The organism is Flavobacterium sp. CF108 (assembly GCF_900129795.1).
Taxonomy (GTDB): Bacteria; Bacteroidota; Bacteroidia; order Flavobacteriales; family Flavobacteriaceae; genus Flavobacterium.
Map to the genome: position 1 here is coordinate 64,778 of NZ_FQWW01000010.1, position 16,211 is coordinate 80,988.

Below are 16,211 nucleotides of genomic sequence, written 5' to 3' on the forward strand. Positions count from 1 at the left end.
AATCAAAAAATACCAAAAACTGCTGCGTTTTACTTTGTATTTTTGTCGTAACAAATATAGTGTTACTTGAATTAATTATCTATTTATATGACAAAGTTAAGTGTTAATATCAATAAAATTGCAACGCTGCGAAATGCACGAGGCGGAAATGTACCTGATTTATTAAAAGTTGTTGTCGATATTCAGCGTTTTGGAGGGCAGGGAATTACCATTCATCCACGTCCGGATGAGCGTCATATTCGCTATCAGGATGCGCGCGATTTAAAAGCAATTGTTACTACAGAATATAATATTGAAGGAAATCCGCAGCATAATTTTATTGATTTGGTTTTAGAATGCAAACCAGATCAGGTTACTTTAGTTCCAGATGCAATTGGTGCCATTACCTCTTCTGCAGGCTGGGATACCATTAAAAATCAAGATTATTTAACTGAAGTTATTCAGGAATTTCAAAGAAACGGAATTAGAACATCGATTTTTGTTGATCCGGTTTTAGAAATTATCGAAGGAGCAAAAAAAACAGGAACAGACAGAATCGAATTGTATACTGAAGCCTTTGCGCATCAATACGATTTAGGAAACAAAAATGCTATCGATCCGTATGTGAAAGCTGCAGAATTAGCAAACGAATTAGGTTTGGGAATTAACGCCGGACATGATTTGAGTTTAGATAATATCCAGTTTTTCAAACAAAATATTCCGGGATTATTAGAGGTTTCTATTGGTCACGCTTTAATTTCAGAAGCACTTTATCTTGGTTTGGATAATGTTGTGAATATGTATTTGAATAAATTGAAGTAAGATTAAAATTAAACAATTATAACCTGACATAATTGGGTTATAATTGTTTACTTTCGCACTTTTCTTATTAAAATTAAGTGTCAAAATTTATTATTCTTTTTTTATTGTTTTCCTTTTCCAACCTTTTTGCACAGTCAAATGTCCGAATAAAGGGAAATGTAAAATCTTCTGAAAGCCAAAACCTAATTGGTGCAAATGTCTCTTTTGAGATAAACAAAAAACAGCTGCATGCCATTACAGATACTCTGGGTAACTTTTCACAAAGTATTCCTGGAGGTAATTTGGTTATAAAAATTGATCATTTAAATTTTACGCCAAAAACTATTTATTGCAATCTGCAAAAAGACACCATACTTTCTATTGTTTTAGAAAAAGATATTTCACTTTTAAAAGAAGTAATTATTTCAAATGATAAAAAAAGCGGCATCAAAACTTTATCCGGCGGAAAACTTTCTTTTAATTTAAAAGAATTAAACGCTGTTCCAACACTTTTAGGAACTACAGATATTATTAAACTTTTGCAGCTTACCCCCGGAGTACAAAATTCCGGAGATGCAAATGGTTATTTATACGTTCGTGGCGGTGATCCCGGACATAATGCAATTTTATATAACGAAGCTCCCATTTATGGAATGTCTCATTTACTCGGGATTTTTCCTTTTTACAACGCAGATCATATTAAGGATGTAGAATTTGATAAATCAAGTTCGAATGCAAAATATGGCGGCCGATTGAGTTCAACAACAGTTTTAAGCACCAATAAAAAATTACCGTCAGAATTTTCGATTCAGGGAAATGCAGGAATTTTAGCTTCGCAAGTAACATTGGCAGTTCCGCTTAATGATAAAACAGGATTTTATGTGTCCGGAAGAAAAACCTATATTGATGAAGTTGTAGGCCCAATATTAAAATCAGGTTCAGAAAGTAATGATGTTCAGGATATGAAATATGATTTTTCTGATGCGAATTTCACCTTTTTATCCCAAATTTCTAAAAAGAATCTATTTTCATTAGATGCTTTTTTTAGCGGAGACGAATTGAAAATAAAAGATGAGAATCTGGCGCTGCGAACGAATTTAAAATGGAGCAATTTTACAGTTTCACCATCTTTAACCACAACATTTTCTCCAAAAGTAAGCATGTCTAATTCTGTTTATTTTAGTCATTATTCTAATGATTTAAGTATGGAACAGGCAACAATTCAATTTGGAGTTTCTTCTTTTGTAAAAGATTTTGGGTTTACAAATACCGTACGATTTTTAATTAACAATATTCCATTTGAGACAGGATTGCAATATGTTTATCACAATTTACAGCCTCAAAAAGTGAATGTAGAAAACCTGACAACGCTTGATAATTATTCCCAAAGAATAATTAATGCCAATGAAGCAGCAATTTTTGTAAACGCAAAACCTAAGTTATTTGAAAATGTAACAGCCGATTTAGGACTTCGAATTAATTATTATACTTCTGGGCCAGACTCTTATTTACATTTTCAACCGCGTGCTGTGCTGAATTATTATGCGAATGAAAAATATTCGTTTTATGCTTCTTATAACAGACAATACCAATATTTGAGTTTGATTACAACTTCAAGCGTAGGAATTCCAACGGATTTTTGGATTGCAAGTTCTGATGGAATAAAGCCGCAGTCGTCTAATGAATTTGCTGTTGGTTCTAATCAAAATATTACCAGAAATTTTTCTTCTTCTTTTGGCGGATTTTATCGTTCGATGAAAAACCTGCTGGAATATCCGTATGGAATAACGCAGTTTAATGAAATTACAACGCTTAAAAATGATTTGTATGTGGGAGAAGGAAAAGCGTACGGATTTGAAATGATGTTGAAAAAAAGTAACGGAAAATTTACTGGCTGGCTGAGTTATACCTTAAGCTGGTCTGATCGAAATTTTGATGAATTGAATAATGGGAAAACGTATTTCGCAAAATACGACAGACGCCATAATCTTTCTGTTGTTGGAATGTATGATTTAAACTCAAAATGGAATTTTGGAGTTACTCAAATATTTGGTTCCGGAAATCGATTCACAATGCCAACTTCCTGGTATTTCATAAATAATAATCCTGTTAAAGAATATTCAGGATATAATAATGCACAAATGCCAGATTATATTAGAACAGATATTTCTGCGAATTATTATTTTATAAAAACGCTGAAGAAAGAAAGTGCTTTAAACTTTTCTATTTACAATGCATTCAATGTATCAAACCCAGTTTATGTTGTTTTAGATGTAGAAGTAAATGAGGATAAAAGCAAAGTTGTGGTAAAGCAGGAAAAAAAAGTATTATACCGAATTCTTCCTTCTGTTAGCTGGAGATTTAAATTTTAAGAGATGAAAAAATATATATTATTTCTTTTTGCTTTAGTGCTAACAAGTTGTTCAAAAGATGACTTTAGTGAACAAAAAAGCCTGGAATCAAAAATAGTTGTTGAAGGCTGGATTGAAGAAGGTGATTTTGCCAATGTTTTGCTGTCGAGCAGTATTCCTGTTACAGATGTTATTGACTCTACAAATGTTTTAAATCATGTAATTCGATCTGCAAAAATCACAATTTCTGACGGTCAGAATTCAGAAGTTTTAAGAGTGAAAAACGATAAAAACAGAATTCCTCCATTTGTGTATTTTGGGTCAACTTTAAAAGGTGAAGCCGGAAAAGAATATTCTATTAAAATTGAATACTTAAATCGTGTTGTTGAAGCTGTAACCTCAATTCCGAAATCAGTGCCGCTTAAAAGTGCGGAATATATAAAGAAGAATGCTGCAGATACAACCGGCTATATTTTTGTAAAATTTGATGATCCGTCAGCCGAAAAAAACTATTATCAAATCGCTACAAAAATTGATGGTGAAGAACCTATTTTTGTTCCTTCATTTTATGGCAATTTAGACGATAAAAACTTTAAAAGTTCTTCGGTTTCTGTGCAGATAAACAGAGGAGTTTTGTTATTTCCTAAAACAAAATTCACACCTTATTTTGCTGATGGAGACGTTATTTATGTAAAACTAAGAACACAAACGAAAGAAGCATTAGATTTCTGGAACAGCTGGCAAAACGAAATCGTAAACAGCAAAAATCCTATTTATCCCTCAAACACAAGTTTAAAATCGAATATAAAAGGAGGAATTGGTATTTGGGCAGGATATGGACAAAGTACCATCATAGTCAGAACACCTCCAAAAAAATAAAGCCGATTTGAATATTTCAAATCGGCTTTAAATTATATTTTTTTAAAACTATTTTTCTTCTTTATTAAAAGCACTAATGAAATCTTCAAATTTACTTTCGAATGTATCAAATCCTTCAGAGAAATAAGCTCCCATTTCTACCTCAGTTTTATCATTGAATCTTAAATAGTTTACTACATAATAGTAGTTTAATATTTGTGGCGTATTTTGATCATATTCCCAGTATCCGCCATATTCATTGTCTGCAGTTACCCATTTATTGTATCTGTCATAGCTGTATTCTTTTTCAGCATGCTGTACAATATCAGCAATTTTAGTTCCATCTTTTTTAGAAACTAAGATTAACTTCATGTTTTTATTAAAGTTAGCTGCTTCTCCTTCTGCTAATTTTAGATTATAAGCATTGTGATCAGTATAATAAGTTTTGCTGTTGTAATTTACATTAGGTAAAGTTTTTTCTAAAGCAATATCATCTGCAGCAGCTGTAGCTAAATCCATATCAGCAACAATAACAAAGTTGTCCATTAACTGGAATAAACCATTTGCTTTACCTCTATATTGAACTAGTTCCTTGTTGTCAAGCAAATTGTCAATATTTGCATTACTTCCAGCGGTAAAATCAATTAGAGTTTTTCCATTGTAAATAAGAGATGCTTTTGCAGTGTTTTGTGCTGCTTTAATACTGCTCATTTCCCAAGTGTAACCATCGTTTAACACCATTTTGTATGAGAATTCATTAGGAACTTCTTTCCCATTAGAATACTTTGCAGTTAATGCAAAAGTAGCAGATTGACCATTATCGATTGTTAAAACTGCGTCTGCAGAACTAGGAAGGAAAAGGGAATCATATATTTCAGTTCCGCTTACCCAGCTGTCATAAGATTTCACTTTTACATCAGAAGAAATACCTTTTGCAGATAAAACAGCATTGTTAGCAGTTTGAGATTCTTTAGCAGGAAAAACAAATTTTAATTCTGTAGTTGAAGCTGTTTTAACCCAAACTTGTTCTGCATTGTTCCATGTATAAATACCGTAAACACCAGAAACATTTAATATATCTTCTACTTTGTTGCTGCGTTTTCCACCAAAAACATCAATCTCATCGACACCTAAAAGTCTTGATAAATTTGCCAATGCTTCGATAGCTCCAGAGCTTTTGGTTTTATCAAGCTCAACAAGCATTTGATTAGCTTCAGCTTCTAATTTTGTTTTTTGAAGAGAAGGAGTAAGGCTAGAGTACGGTTGCTTTAATAATGCAGCAATTTGCTCTTCTAATGATAATTCTGTTTCAGGTTTAGTTTCTTCATCATTGCTTTCGTCGCTTGAACATGAAACCATAAGCTGCGAAGCAACTAATGATAATAAAAGGAATTTTTTAATCATAAAGGTGGTATTAATTAATTGGATTTAAATCAAGTTTTTGGTTTTGATTTTTAAAATGCGAATATACACTTTCGATTTATCTAATCCTTACGGGAAACCGTAAATTGGTAAGTTTTATTTTAATAAAATGTTTTTATCAAAATATTAAACTTATTGTATTGATTGTCAAATTTTTTACAAAAAAAAACACCGATTTGAAATATTTCAAATCGGTGCTAGTAGTAGTTTTAGAAAATATTATTTTTCGAAAGCTTGAATAAAATCTTCAAATTTAGTTCGGAATGTGTCAAATCCTTCAAATAAAAACAACCTCAAAACAGTAAGTTAAGAGGTTGTTTTATTTGAAAAATTATTTAGGCATTTCAATTGAGCTTTGTAAAATTCCTTGTGATATTAAGTTAATTTTTCCAGAATCACTTAGAGTGATGTAGTCAATTTTAAATAATGGGTTAGGGTGTTCGAATAATGTTCTAGGAACACTTCCTTTATATAACAATAATTTGTTTCCAATTATTTCTAAGTATTCTTTAGTAGATGTGAAATTATTAAATTTAATATTTGCTAAAAATTCCCCCTCTTGTTTACAATCCTTATAATTGTATAATTTTAACTTATTTACTTCTACAAAAAGTGAATAATTGTCATTTGGTGAACTTAATTTATTATTTCTGTCTAATCGTTCGCCGGGATATAAACTTAATTTTAAGTCACGAGGATATTGTTTTTCAATAAATCTCTTATCAATTTCTGATAGATCATTTTGAGCAGTTACACCTATTCCGTCTAATGTTATAGAACTTGGGATGTAATAATGCATTATTGATAATGGGTCATATTTGCTATAGTTTGTACGATTAATATCGGTTTTTTCTATTATCTGGCGATCTACTTCTTCTTGACTATACTGATCGAAATATTTATAGGCTTTTGCTCTATTCCATGCTATAGTTGAAGTGGGGTTTTTCATTTCATGATATAACCCTAAAGCATGTCCAAATTCATGTAATATTGTTCTTCTGGCTGCTTCTTCATTAAAGCTTTTCGAAACTTGTCCTAACCTCATTGTAGGTAGTTTTTGTTGTTGCGGGGTATTAGTGTATTTTCCCATATATGACCATGCACCTGCTCCCTGTATAATAGCAATTCTAATGTCTGCATTTTCCGTAGCTGGAACAAATTCAAACTTAAGATTAGCATACTTAGTCCATTCAACAGCAATTCTTTTAACTATGTCATGATCTGTAACGTCTCCATCTAAAAACTTAATTCGAATTGTTTGACCTGTTTTCCAACCGGTCCAAGACTCGATGGTACTTCCTGATTTCGCAGTTTTATTGTTTTGTGCATGAACATCTGGAATTTGATTTCGAAGATCAAAGGAACATAGGTACATTTCTTCGTTTAAAGGTTGCTCAGTTGTTTCTGAATGATCATCACTTGAGCATGAAATTGTAAGCTGAGAAATAATCGCGGCTAAGAATAAAGATTTTTTAATCATGGTTTATAGTTATTAAATTAATTCAAATCAAACGAGTTCTGATTTGAACAGGCAATATAATAAAAATAAGTATTTTACCTACAATTTAATTGTTAAAAAGTAAGTTTTTTATGTATAAATATATAAATGCTTTAAAAAAATATATAATTAAATTCTATTACAGATTAGTAGAACTTTTTACCTTTGTTATAAGATAAAAATCAATTATAAATGTTATACTCAAAAATAGAAGGCGAAGGAAAACCATTTATCATCATGCATGGATTTCTTGGAATGTCTGATAATTGGAAAACCTTGGCAGGACAGTATGTCGAAGCTGGATTTCAGGTTCATATTTTAGATTTAAGAAACCACGGACGCAGTTTTCATTCTGACGAATGGAGTTATGAAGCGATGGTTCAGGATGTTTTTGAATACTGTCAGGCAAACCAGTTAACTAGAATTGATATTCTTGGACATTCGATGGGCGGAAAAGTGGCTATGCTTTTTGCAGCAACCCATTCAGATCTTGTAGATAAATTAATTGTGGCAGATATTGGTCCGAAATTTTACAAACAGCATCATCAGGATATTTTGGCAGGTTTAAATGCAGTTGATTTTTCTGTAAAACCAAGCCGAAATGACGTTGAAGCAATCGTTGCCCAATATGTTTCTGATTTTGGAACACGCCAGTTTTTATTGAAAAATTTATATTGGAAAGAACCGGGACAACTTGCTTTCCGTTTTAATTTGGAAGTTTTTAATAACAATCTCGATGCTATCGGGAAACCTTTGGCAGAAAATTTAGTTTTTAATAAACCTGCTTTATTTATTAGAGGAGGGGAATCTGGATATATTTTAGATGCAGATTTAGATGAAATAAGAAAGCAGTTTCCGAGTTTTAAATTAGAAACTATTCCAGGTGCAGGACATTGGCTTCATGCCGAAAACCCTAAAATGTTTTTTGAACTGACAACCGAGTTTTTGAAAGAGTAATTTTTATAATGCTTTAGCCTTTAGTAATATAGGTAAATTGATAGTGTGCTATTAATTAAAGAAATCTTAAAAATAAGAATTTACCTACATATAAACATTAAAATTCATAAATTTGCCTTTTGAATTTTAATGTTTATAATTTAATGGATTTCAATTTTTATAATTTATTTGACGAAAGTGGTTTAGGGTTGATTTATTTGTATTCCTCTCCATTTTTTGCACTTTTGATTTTTGTCGAAATGCTCTTTAGTCATTTTGGTAAAAAGAACCTGTATACTAAAAATGATGTTTTTGTAAATGTCACATTTGCGGTGCTTAATTTTGCATTAGATTTTATAATGAAATCATTTGCTTTTGGGGTTATGTTTTTCTTTTTTCAACACCGCATTTTTTCTTGGAATACACACATTTGGTATTACTGGGCTGCTGTTTTTTTACTGCAGGATTTCGCTTATTATGTATTGCATGTTGTAGATCATAAATCGCGTTTTTTTTGGTCAGTACATATTACACATCACAGTTCAGAATACTATAATATTTCTACAGGATTCAGATCGCCTGTTTTTCAGCCGCTTTACCGTTATTTGTATTTTTCTCCTTTGGCTTTTTTAGGTTTTAATCCTTGGCATATTATGGCGGCTTATGCATTGTTTCAGGTTTATGGAACTTTGGTACATACACAAAGTATAAAAAGCATGGGTGTTTTAGAATGGGTTTTAGTGACGCCATCGCATCATCGGGTGCATCATGCCAGAAATATCAAATATCTAGACAAAAACATGGGTATGGCATTAATAATTTGGGATAGAATGTTTGGAACTTTTCAGAAAGAAGAACCAGAAATACCTGTAAAATTTGGAATTTACCCAAAGCCAAAAGATGATAGTGCTTTTGAGAATTTGTTTTACGAATGGAAAAAAATGTGGAAAGATATAAAACAGCCTAACATCGGCTGGCAAAACCGATTGAAGTATGTGTTTTATGCTCCTGGCTGGAAACCAAACGGACAAGGAAAAACAGTAAAAGATTATCAAAGAGAATATAAATTGAATCAAAATAATATGCTGCAGTAACCTGAAAATTTAATTCAAGAAACCATTTCTGAGTAAATATTTAGATAAAAAATCATTACTTTTATTAAAATTTTAAAAGAAAAAGTTATGAAATTATTACTTAGACTTCTTGTTACTGCTGCTTTGGTTTTATTAATCTCTAACTTATTACCGGGCGTTGTTGTTACCAGTTTTGGAACAGCAATAATAGTAGCAGTGGTTCTAGGATTATTAAATCTTTTTATAAAACCAATTTTGGTGATATTAACTTTGCCTGTTACAGTAATTACGCTGGGGCTATTTTTATTGGTCATCAATGCCATAATTATTATACTTTGTACTTATATTGTGGGAGGTTTTGCGGTTGAATCATTCTGGACAGCATTATTTTTCAGCATTATTTTATCTATTCTTCAGTCAATTACTTACAAAATATTGGGAGACGATAAATAAATCAAAATTAAAAGCACATAAAACTGCTTCAAATACAATAGATTAAAAACTTGGTTGGGTTGCAAAAATTTTATAATTTTGCAACCCAATTTTATTATGTAAATTAAAGAAGAAGATGGATATTAAAAGAGTAGCAACAGACGCTGTGAATGAAACAATTGTATTGACAGTTGTTCACATGGATTATAAAGGTCAGGTAGCAAAAAGAATAAACGAAAAAATGCCATTGGCTACCGTAAAAGGTTTTAGAAAAGGACAAGTTCCTAAAGATCTTGTTGAAAAACAATACGGAAAAGCAATTAAGCAGGAAGAAATTAAAAAAGTAGTTGATTTGGCTTTAGAGCGTTTTGTTCAATCTGAAAGATTAAACCTTTTAGGAACTCCTCTTGCTAAAGAAAATGAAAACTTTGACTGGGATGCTGAAGAACTAACTTTTGAATATGAAATTGGTTTGGTGCCAAACTTCGAAATTAATTTAGAAGCTAAAAACAATATCGTTAAATATATCGTTACTGCTGATGATAAATTAATCGACGGACAAGTAGAGCGTATCCAAAAACAATTTGGAAAAGCAATTCCTCAGGATAAAGTAGATGCTGATTCAGATTTAACGGGAACTTTTACAAACGAAGAAAAAGGTATCAGCAATACAACTACAATTTCTGTTTCTACATTCAACAAAAAAGCTGGGGATAAATTCATTGGTAAAAAAGTTGGAGATGTTGTTAAAGTAAGCACAAAAGGTTTATTTGAAGACGATCACCAATTAATGGATTACTTAAAAGTATCTCATGATGACGTTCACGGTTTAGATATTGAAGTAAACTTTACAATCGAAGCGATCAACGGTGCTGAATTGGCAGAATTAAACCAAGATTTATTTGATAAACTTTTTGGTGAAGGAAAAGTAGCTTCTCTTGAAGATTTAAAAGCTAAGATTAAAGAAGATGCTGAATCACAATTTGCACAGCAAGCTGACCAAAAATTATTATTAGACGTTCAGGATTTCTTAATCGAAAACACAAAATTTGATTTACCAGCTGAATTCCTTAAAAAATGGTTACAAACTGTTGGAGAGAAAAAACTTTCTGCAGAAGAAGCTGAAGTTGAATACGCAAGATCTGAAAAAGGTTTACGTTTTCAATTAATCGAAGGAAAAGCAATGGCTCAAAGTAATATCCAAATTACATTTGAAGATTTGAAAGAGTTTACATCAAACGCAATCAGACAGCAAATGGCTCAATTTGGACAAACAAATCCAACTGACGAAGAAGTTCAGGGAATCGTGGCTAGAGTTTTATCTAACCAAGAAGAAGTGAAAAGACTTTCTGAGCAAGTTGTAGCAGCTAAATTGTTAGATTTATTCAAAGAGAAAGCAAATCCAACAACTAAAGAAGTTACTTACGAAGAATTTATTGCAGCTTCTTACGGAGAATAAATTTTAGTCTAAAGTCGAAAGTTATAAAGTCAAAAGTTGACGAGAATACTGTAAAAGCTCTATTTCAAAATTTAAGATTTTATTACAGAAACTGAAAGATAAAAAAAGTTATATTTGAGCGTCAAAAGATATTTTTGACGCTCTTTTTTTTATTATATAATCTTGTAATTTTGAATTATTATTTCTTAAATTTCCAAGTATAAAACTTTAAAAATAAAAAAGAAGACAAATTGGCATCCTTTATAAAAAGGTATGAACTTTGTTTAATTCGTTTAAGTCACTTTCAGACTTTAGACTTTCAAACTTTAAACTAAAAATATGAACTACGGTAAAGAATTCAAAAAATTTGCTACAAAGCACCAAGGAGTGAACGCTATGTACTATGACAAAATCATAGCAGCGATGAACCCAACGAATATGACTCCATATATCATTGAAGAACGTCAGTTGAATATTTCTCAATTAGACGTTTTTTCAAGATTAATGATGGACAGAATTATCTTTTTAGGAACAGGTATCGACGACCAAATCGCTAATATCGTTCAGGCTCAGTTATTATTTTTAGAAAGTGCTGATGCATCAAAAGATATTCAGATTTATTTAAATTCTCCAGGAGGAAGCGTTTACGCAGGATTGGGAATTTATGACACAATGCAATTTATTAAACCAGACGTAGCTACAATTTGTACAGGAATGGCAGCTTCTATGGGAGCAGTTTTATTATGTGCAGGAGCAGCAGGAAAACGTTCGGCTCTGCCACATTCACGTGTAATGATTCACCAGCCATCTGGAGGAGCACAAGGTGTTGCAACAGATATGGAAATCAACTTACGCGAAATGTTGAAATTAAAAGATGAATTATACAACATCATTTCTCAGCATTCAGGACAAACTTTTGATAAAGTTCACAAAGACAGTGAGCGTGATTACTGGATGATTGCTGAAGAAGCAAAAGAATACGGAATGATTGATGAAGTATTGAGAAGAAGCTAAAAATTAGTTTCGGGTTTCAAGTTTTAAGTTGCTGTAGTTAACTTGAAACTTGAAACATCTTAAACTTGAAACAAAAATAAATAAGTTAATAAGTTACTAAGTTTTTGAGGTTTTAGTGATAAATCTCAGAAACTTAGTAACTTTGCAGCTTAGTAACTAAAAAAGAATGGCTAAAGTAGTATTAGAATGTTCGTTTTGTGGAAGAAAAAAGCCAGAAACTAATTTATTAATTGCCGGTATTAATGCACATATTTGTGATAAGTGTATTGAACAGGCACACGGAATTGTTTTAGAAGAATTAAAATCAAGTGGAAGCGCGAAACTTGTTGGCGACTTAATTTTAAAGAAACCAAAAGAAATCAGAGCTTTCCTGGATCAATACGTTATTGGTCAGGACCAGACAAAAAAAGTAATGTCGGTTGCGGTTTATAATCACTACAAACGTTTAATGCAGCAGCAATTAGACGATGAAGTAGAGATTGAAAAAAGTAACATCATTATGGTGGGGCAAACCGGAACAGGAAAAACATTGGTTGCTAAAACAATTGCAAAAATGTTAGATGTTCCGTTGGCTATTGTTGATGCAACGGTATTAACAGAAGCTGGTTATGTTGGAGAAGATGTTGAAAGTATTTTAACTCGTCTTTTACAAGCTGCCGATTATGATGTAACCAAAGCAGAAAGAGGAATCGTATTTATTGATGAAATTGATAAAATTGCCCGTAAGAGCGATAATCCATCGATAACACGTGACGTTTCTGGTGAAGGTGTACAACAAGCTTTATTGAAACTATTAGAAGGAACAGTTGTAAACGTACCGCCAAAAGGAGGACGTAAACACCCAGACCAAAAATTTGTTGAGGTAAATACTCAAAATATCCTGTTTATTGCAGGTGGAGCTTTTGATGGAGTAGAACGTATTATTTCTAAACGTTTAAACCGTCAGGCAGTTGGATATTCTACTTCTAAAAATGTAGACAATATCGATAAAAATAATCTGCTTCAATATATTATCCCAAAAGACATTAAAGATTTTGGTTTGATTCCGGAGATCATTGGTCGTTTACCGGTATTGACACACATGGATCCTTTAGATAAAGAAACACTTCGTGCTATTTTGACACAGCCTAAAAATGCATTGGTAAAACAATATCAGAAATTATTTTTAATGGATGAAGTTGAATTTACAATTACCGATGAAGCTTTAGATTTTATTGTCGACAAAGCATTAGAATACAAATTAGGCGCGCGTGGATTACGTTCGCTTTGTGAAGCAATCTTGACAGATGCAATGTACGAATTGCCAAGTTCTGACGATAAAGTTTTATTAATCGATAAAGATTATGCAGAACATACTTTAAGTAAAAACTTATTGAAGCGAATGGAAATTGCTTCGTAAATTTCATATCACTTTGTCAAAGTTTTAAACTTTAATAAATTTCATTATCAAACCTGTTCATTTATTTGAGCAGGTTTTTTTTATACTTTTAAAGTAAGATTTCCGTTTCGGATTTTGCGTAAATTGTAAGCATGAAAAATATGATTTTTGTAATTGGTTTAGCTTTGATTTTATCTTGTAATCAAAAAGATAAAAAAGAAACAATGGTTTCTAAAAATGAAAACAAAATAGAAGTAATTGAAAAAGAGAAACCTCGTGTTGAAGTTGATTACAGCAAATTTTATAAAGAAGCGAAACAATACTGCCTTCAAAATAATTTGAATAAGGATAAATTTATTTTAATCGATCTAGGATTGCATTCTGGTTTAAAGAGATTTTTTATTTATGATTTCAAGAAAAATCTAGTTGTAAAATCATCTATGGTAAGCCACGGTTGTGGCGACAATAGATGGGGCGCAACAGTAACTAAAGAAAAACCGCAGATTAGTAATGAATTTGATTCGCATTGTTCCTCGCTCGGTAAATATGTCATTTTAGACAGAGGTGTAAGTCAATGGGGAATTAAAGTGAATTATATTTTACAAGGAAAAGACAAAACAAATTCAAATGCAAGAAACCGCGCCATAGTTTTGCATTCCTGGGAAGCAGTTCCTGAAAATGAAGTTTATCCAGAAGGAACGCCGGAAGGCTGGGGCTGCCCGGCAGTTTCAAACGAAAGCATGAAAGAAATTGACGAACTTTTAAAAACAAATAAAAAAGTCCTGATGTGGATTATTAAATCGTAAGCGTTTGAAAGATTTTTTCTAATGAAAATAAAATGTCTTAAAATAGCCCTGATCGAAACGGCATCCTTTTGCTGTGGGGTTCACAGCAAAAGATATAGTGTAGAGCAGGACTGAAGGTTCTTATAAAAAACGAAATTTCTGCTCCTAAATAAACTACTGAACCCTAAACTTCTCTCGATATTCAATAGGTTTCATACCTACCATTTTATAAAATACCTTTCTAAAAGCTTTCGGATCGTTGTATCCGGTTTTTTCGATAATCTCTGAAATTGAAAGCTGCGTTTGTTCCAAATATTTTTTTGAACTCTCAACTCTAATATTCTGTAAATATTCAATTGGAGGAATTCCGGTAACTTGTTTAAAACGGCGTGTCATGTTTCTGGCACTCGTTGGAATATCTTTGGTGATTTCTTCCAGTTTTTCGATGCTGTGATACTGGCTTTCTATTTTTTGTTGTAACATCGCAACCAAAGTATCATTGTGCAAATGATTCGGTCTAAAAGTGCTGAAATAACTCTGTTTATATCGGTTTAAATCAATCGAGAAAATCTTGGCAATTTGTACTGCAATTTCATTTCCGCAATATTTTTGAACCAAAAGAATCAATAAATGAAACGTTGAGGTCGATCCGCCGCTGGTATACAAACTTCCATCTGCCGTTAAAGTTTCTTCAGGTTTCAATTTCACCATTGGGAAAGCTTTGGTAAAAGCGCTGCAGGCGTCAACATGAGTGGTAGCCAGCTTTTCATTTAATAATCCCGAAGCAGCAAACAAAAATGCCCCCGTGCAAAAACTTGCCAATTCAGCTCCAGCCCGATGTTGTTTTTGCAGCCACGGAATAAATTTTTTGTTTTTCGCAATCATTTCACTCATATTATCGGTAGTAAAAGCCGGTATCAAAATGAGCTCTAAAAGTTTATCAGAATCCTCGATCAAATTAATTTCATATCCAAACAAGTGTTCCTGACTGATTTGTTCTGCCAATTGAAAAACCATAATTTCAAATGGCTTGTCAATTGCCGGACTCAATTTATTTGCAGTTTCAAAAACTTCTAAAATTGCGGCTATACTTAGTAATTTATAGTCGTGAGGAACGATTAAACCTACTTTCTTGCTCATGATCTTGTGGTTTTTTAGAGGATTGGCTTTACAACAAAAGTAATAAAAATGTCTTAAATGCCCCTAAAGTTGACTTTTAATGTATCATAAAGGCCATTCTAAAATTCTAAATTTGTTTTAAATAAATTGTAACTTTATATATTATGGAAACGAAAATGTATTTAAATCTGGCTGTAAAAGAGCTAGATAAAGTGATAAAATTTTATAATGAATTAGGTTTTCCTACGAATCCGAAATTTACAAATGATAAAGGAGCTTGTATAGTTATTGGTAAAAATATCTATCTCATGATTTTGGTAGAAGAGTTTTATCAAACTTTTACAGATAAGAAGATTTGCGATTCTCATACAACCAGCGAAGCTCTTATTTCTATTTCTTTAGGATCAAGAAAGGAAGTTGATGAAATGATTGAGAAAGCAGTTAAAGCCGGTGGAACTGATTATAAAAGAGACAATGATTATGGATGGATGTACCAGAGAACTTTTCTGGACCTAGACGGACATCATTGGGAAGTTTTCTATATGGATGAAAGTCAGATACCAGATCAGATGTAATTAAAATGGGGTATTGAATAAAGTATAATTTTTTAAATATATAAATAATGATAACAGTACAGAATACGATTAATGCGTCAATAAACAAAATTTGGGATTTCTGGACATTACCAGAACATATTACAAAATGGAGTTTTGCTGCTCCAGACTGGCATACGCCTTATGCTGAAAATGATGTAAAGCAAGGCGGAAAATTCAAATCAACAATGGCCGCAAAAGACGGAAGCATGAGTTTTGATTTTGAAGGAGAATATACTTTCGTAGAACCAAACAAAACAATAAAATACGTTATGGCCGACGGAAGAAAAGTTGAAATTACCTTCAAAGAAACTTTAGACGGCGTAGAAGTAACAGAAAGTTTCGATCCAGAAACTCAAAATCCAGAAGAAATGCAGCGCGGAGGCTGGCAGGCAATTTTGGATAACTTTAAAAGTTATGTCGAGGCAAATTAGTTTTTGTTAGGTACAAAGGTTCAAAGCAGCAATGGCTCAAAGGTTTTTCCCCAATCTTAAATTAGCTTACATCACTTATATGGTTTAAAAAAAATGTTTA

At 32.1% G+C, this 16,211-nt stretch carries 15 protein-coding genes; 12 read left to right on the top strand and 3 right to left on the bottom strand.

The genetic code is table 11. The annotated features are described in order from the left end of the window. Window positions 1–87: 87 nt before the first annotated feature. The 3 genes from BUE10_RS21980 (at window position 88) to BUE10_RS21990 (ending at window position 4,010) form a co-directional block, all read left to right on the top strand. A complete protein-coding gene (locus tag BUE10_RS21980; protein ID WP_073489047.1) occupies window positions 88–801 on the top strand; it encodes a pyridoxine 5'-phosphate synthase in 714 nt (237 codons plus the stop codon). Window positions 802–878: 77 nt separating this feature from the next. After that, window positions 879–3,152: a TonB-dependent receptor gene (locus tag BUE10_RS21985; RefSeq protein WP_073489049.1), complete on the top strand. Its 2,274-nt coding sequence runs from the start codon at window positions 879–881 to the stop codon at window positions 3,150–3,152. 3 nt (window positions 3,153–3,155) lie between these two features. Then, on the top strand, window positions 3,156–4,010 hold the full coding sequence (locus BUE10_RS21990; protein ID WP_073489050.1) for a DUF4249 domain-containing protein: 855 nt from the start codon (window positions 3,156–3,158) through the stop codon (window positions 4,008–4,010). A gap of 48 nt (window positions 4,011–4,058) precedes the next feature. On the opposite strand, the gene BUE10_RS21995 is transcribed toward BUE10_RS21990, so the two are convergent. Beyond that, entirely contained in the window at window positions 4,059–5,393 is a 1,335-nt protein-coding gene (locus tag BUE10_RS21995; protein WP_073489052.1) for a hypothetical protein, read from the bottom strand. Window positions 5,394–5,742: 349 nt separating this feature from the next. After that, complete coding sequence (locus BUE10_RS22000; protein ID WP_073489054.1) at window positions 5,743–6,891, bottom strand: M12 family metallopeptidase; 1,149 nt, start codon at window positions 6,889–6,891, stop codon at window positions 5,743–5,745. Between the two features lie 210 nt (window positions 6,892–7,101). Between BUE10_RS22000 and BUE10_RS22005 the strand changes: the two genes are divergently transcribed. The 7 genes from BUE10_RS22005 (at window position 7,102) to BUE10_RS22035 (ending at window position 13,986) form a co-directional block, all read left to right on the top strand. Further along, entirely contained in the window at window positions 7,102–7,866 is a 765-nt protein-coding gene (locus BUE10_RS22005) for an alpha/beta fold hydrolase (protein WP_073489056.1), read from the top strand. Window positions 7,867–8,009: 143 nt separating this feature from the next. Further along, window positions 8,010–8,939: a sterol desaturase family protein gene (locus tag BUE10_RS22010; RefSeq protein WP_073489058.1), complete on the top strand. Its 930-nt coding sequence runs from the start codon at window positions 8,010–8,012 to the stop codon at window positions 8,937–8,939. Window positions 8,940–9,026: 87 nt separating this feature from the next. Then, window positions 9,027–9,371, top strand: a complete 345-nt coding sequence (locus BUE10_RS22015) for a phage holin family protein (RefSeq protein ID WP_073489060.1) — start codon at window positions 9,027–9,029, stop codon at window positions 9,369–9,371. 115 nt (window positions 9,372–9,486) lie between these two features. After that, window positions 9,487–10,809: a trigger factor gene (locus BUE10_RS22020; protein WP_073489062.1), complete on the top strand. Its 1,323-nt coding sequence runs from the start codon at window positions 9,487–9,489 to the stop codon at window positions 10,807–10,809. Between the two features lie 318 nt (window positions 10,810–11,127). Then, the gene (clpP, locus tag BUE10_RS22025) at window positions 11,128–11,802 is read left to right on the top strand and encodes an ATP-dependent Clp endopeptidase proteolytic subunit ClpP (RefSeq protein ID WP_073489064.1); all 675 of its coding nucleotides are present in this window, start codon (window positions 11,128–11,130) and stop codon (window positions 11,800–11,802) included. 166 nt (window positions 11,803–11,968) lie between these two features. Beyond that, window positions 11,969–13,201: an ATP-dependent Clp protease ATP-binding subunit ClpX gene (gene clpX / locus BUE10_RS22030; protein ID WP_073489066.1), complete on the top strand. Its 1,233-nt coding sequence runs from the start codon at window positions 11,969–11,971 to the stop codon at window positions 13,199–13,201. A 131-nt stretch (window positions 13,202–13,332) separates the two neighbouring features. Next, window positions 13,333–13,986, top strand: coding sequence for a murein L,D-transpeptidase catalytic domain-containing protein (locus BUE10_RS22035; protein ID WP_073489068.1), 654 nt, complete (start codon window positions 13,333–13,335; stop codon window positions 13,984–13,986). 153 nt (window positions 13,987–14,139) lie between these two features. Here the strand turns inward: BUE10_RS22035 and BUE10_RS22040 are convergent, their stop codons facing one another. Continuing rightward, entirely contained in the window at window positions 14,140–15,105 is a 966-nt protein-coding gene (locus tag BUE10_RS22040; protein WP_073489070.1) for a GlxA family transcriptional regulator, read from the bottom strand. Window positions 15,106–15,248: 143 nt separating this feature from the next. On the opposite strand from BUE10_RS22040, the gene BUE10_RS22045 reads away from it, so the two are divergent. Continuing rightward, window positions 15,249–15,659, top strand: coding sequence for a VOC family protein (locus BUE10_RS22045; RefSeq protein WP_073489071.1), 411 nt, complete (start codon window positions 15,249–15,251; stop codon window positions 15,657–15,659). A 47-nt stretch (window positions 15,660–15,706) separates the two neighbouring features. Then, window positions 15,707–16,111, top strand: a complete 405-nt coding sequence (locus tag BUE10_RS22050) for an SRPBCC family protein (RefSeq protein WP_073489073.1) — start codon at window positions 15,707–15,709, stop codon at window positions 16,109–16,111. Window positions 16,112–16,211 lie beyond the last annotated feature (100 nt).

Coding starts and splice junctions, on each gene's coding strand:
- BUE10_RS21980 (WP_073489047.1), top strand. CDS start 88: ATGACAAAGTTAAGTGTTAATATCAATAAAATTGCAACGCTGCGAAAT.
- BUE10_RS21990 (WP_073489050.1), top strand. CDS start 3,156: ATGAAAAAATATATATTATTTCTTTTTGCTTTAGTGCTAACAAGTTGT.
- BUE10_RS21995 (WP_073489052.1), bottom strand. CDS start 5,393: ATGATTAAAAAATTCCTTTTATTATCATTAGTTGCTTCGCAGCTTATG.
- BUE10_RS22000 (WP_073489054.1), bottom strand. CDS start 6,891: ATGATTAAAAAATCTTTATTCTTAGCCGCGATTATTTCTCAGCTTACA.
- BUE10_RS22005 (WP_073489056.1), top strand. CDS start 7,102: ATGTTATACTCAAAAATAGAAGGCGAAGGAAAACCATTTATCATCATG.
- BUE10_RS22010 (WP_073489058.1), top strand. CDS start 8,010: ATGGATTTCAATTTTTATAATTTATTTGACGAAAGTGGTTTAGGGTTG.
- BUE10_RS22015 (WP_073489060.1), top strand. CDS start 9,027: ATGAAATTATTACTTAGACTTCTTGTTACTGCTGCTTTGGTTTTATTA.
- BUE10_RS22020 (WP_073489062.1), top strand. CDS start 9,487: ATGGATATTAAAAGAGTAGCAACAGACGCTGTGAATGAAACAATTGTA.
- clpP (WP_073489064.1), top strand. CDS start 11,128: ATGAACTACGGTAAAGAATTCAAAAAATTTGCTACAAAGCACCAAGGA.
- clpX (WP_073489066.1), top strand. CDS start 11,969: ATGGCTAAAGTAGTATTAGAATGTTCGTTTTGTGGAAGAAAAAAGCCA.
- BUE10_RS22035 (WP_073489068.1), top strand. CDS start 13,333: ATGAAAAATATGATTTTTGTAATTGGTTTAGCTTTGATTTTATCTTGT.
- BUE10_RS22040 (WP_073489070.1), bottom strand. CDS start 15,105: ATGAGCAAGAAAGTAGGTTTAATCGTTCCTCACGACTATAAATTACTA.
- BUE10_RS22045 (WP_073489071.1), top strand. CDS start 15,249: ATGGAAACGAAAATGTATTTAAATCTGGCTGTAAAAGAGCTAGATAAA.
- BUE10_RS22050 (WP_073489073.1), top strand. CDS start 15,707: ATGATAACAGTACAGAATACGATTAATGCGTCAATAAACAAAATTTGG.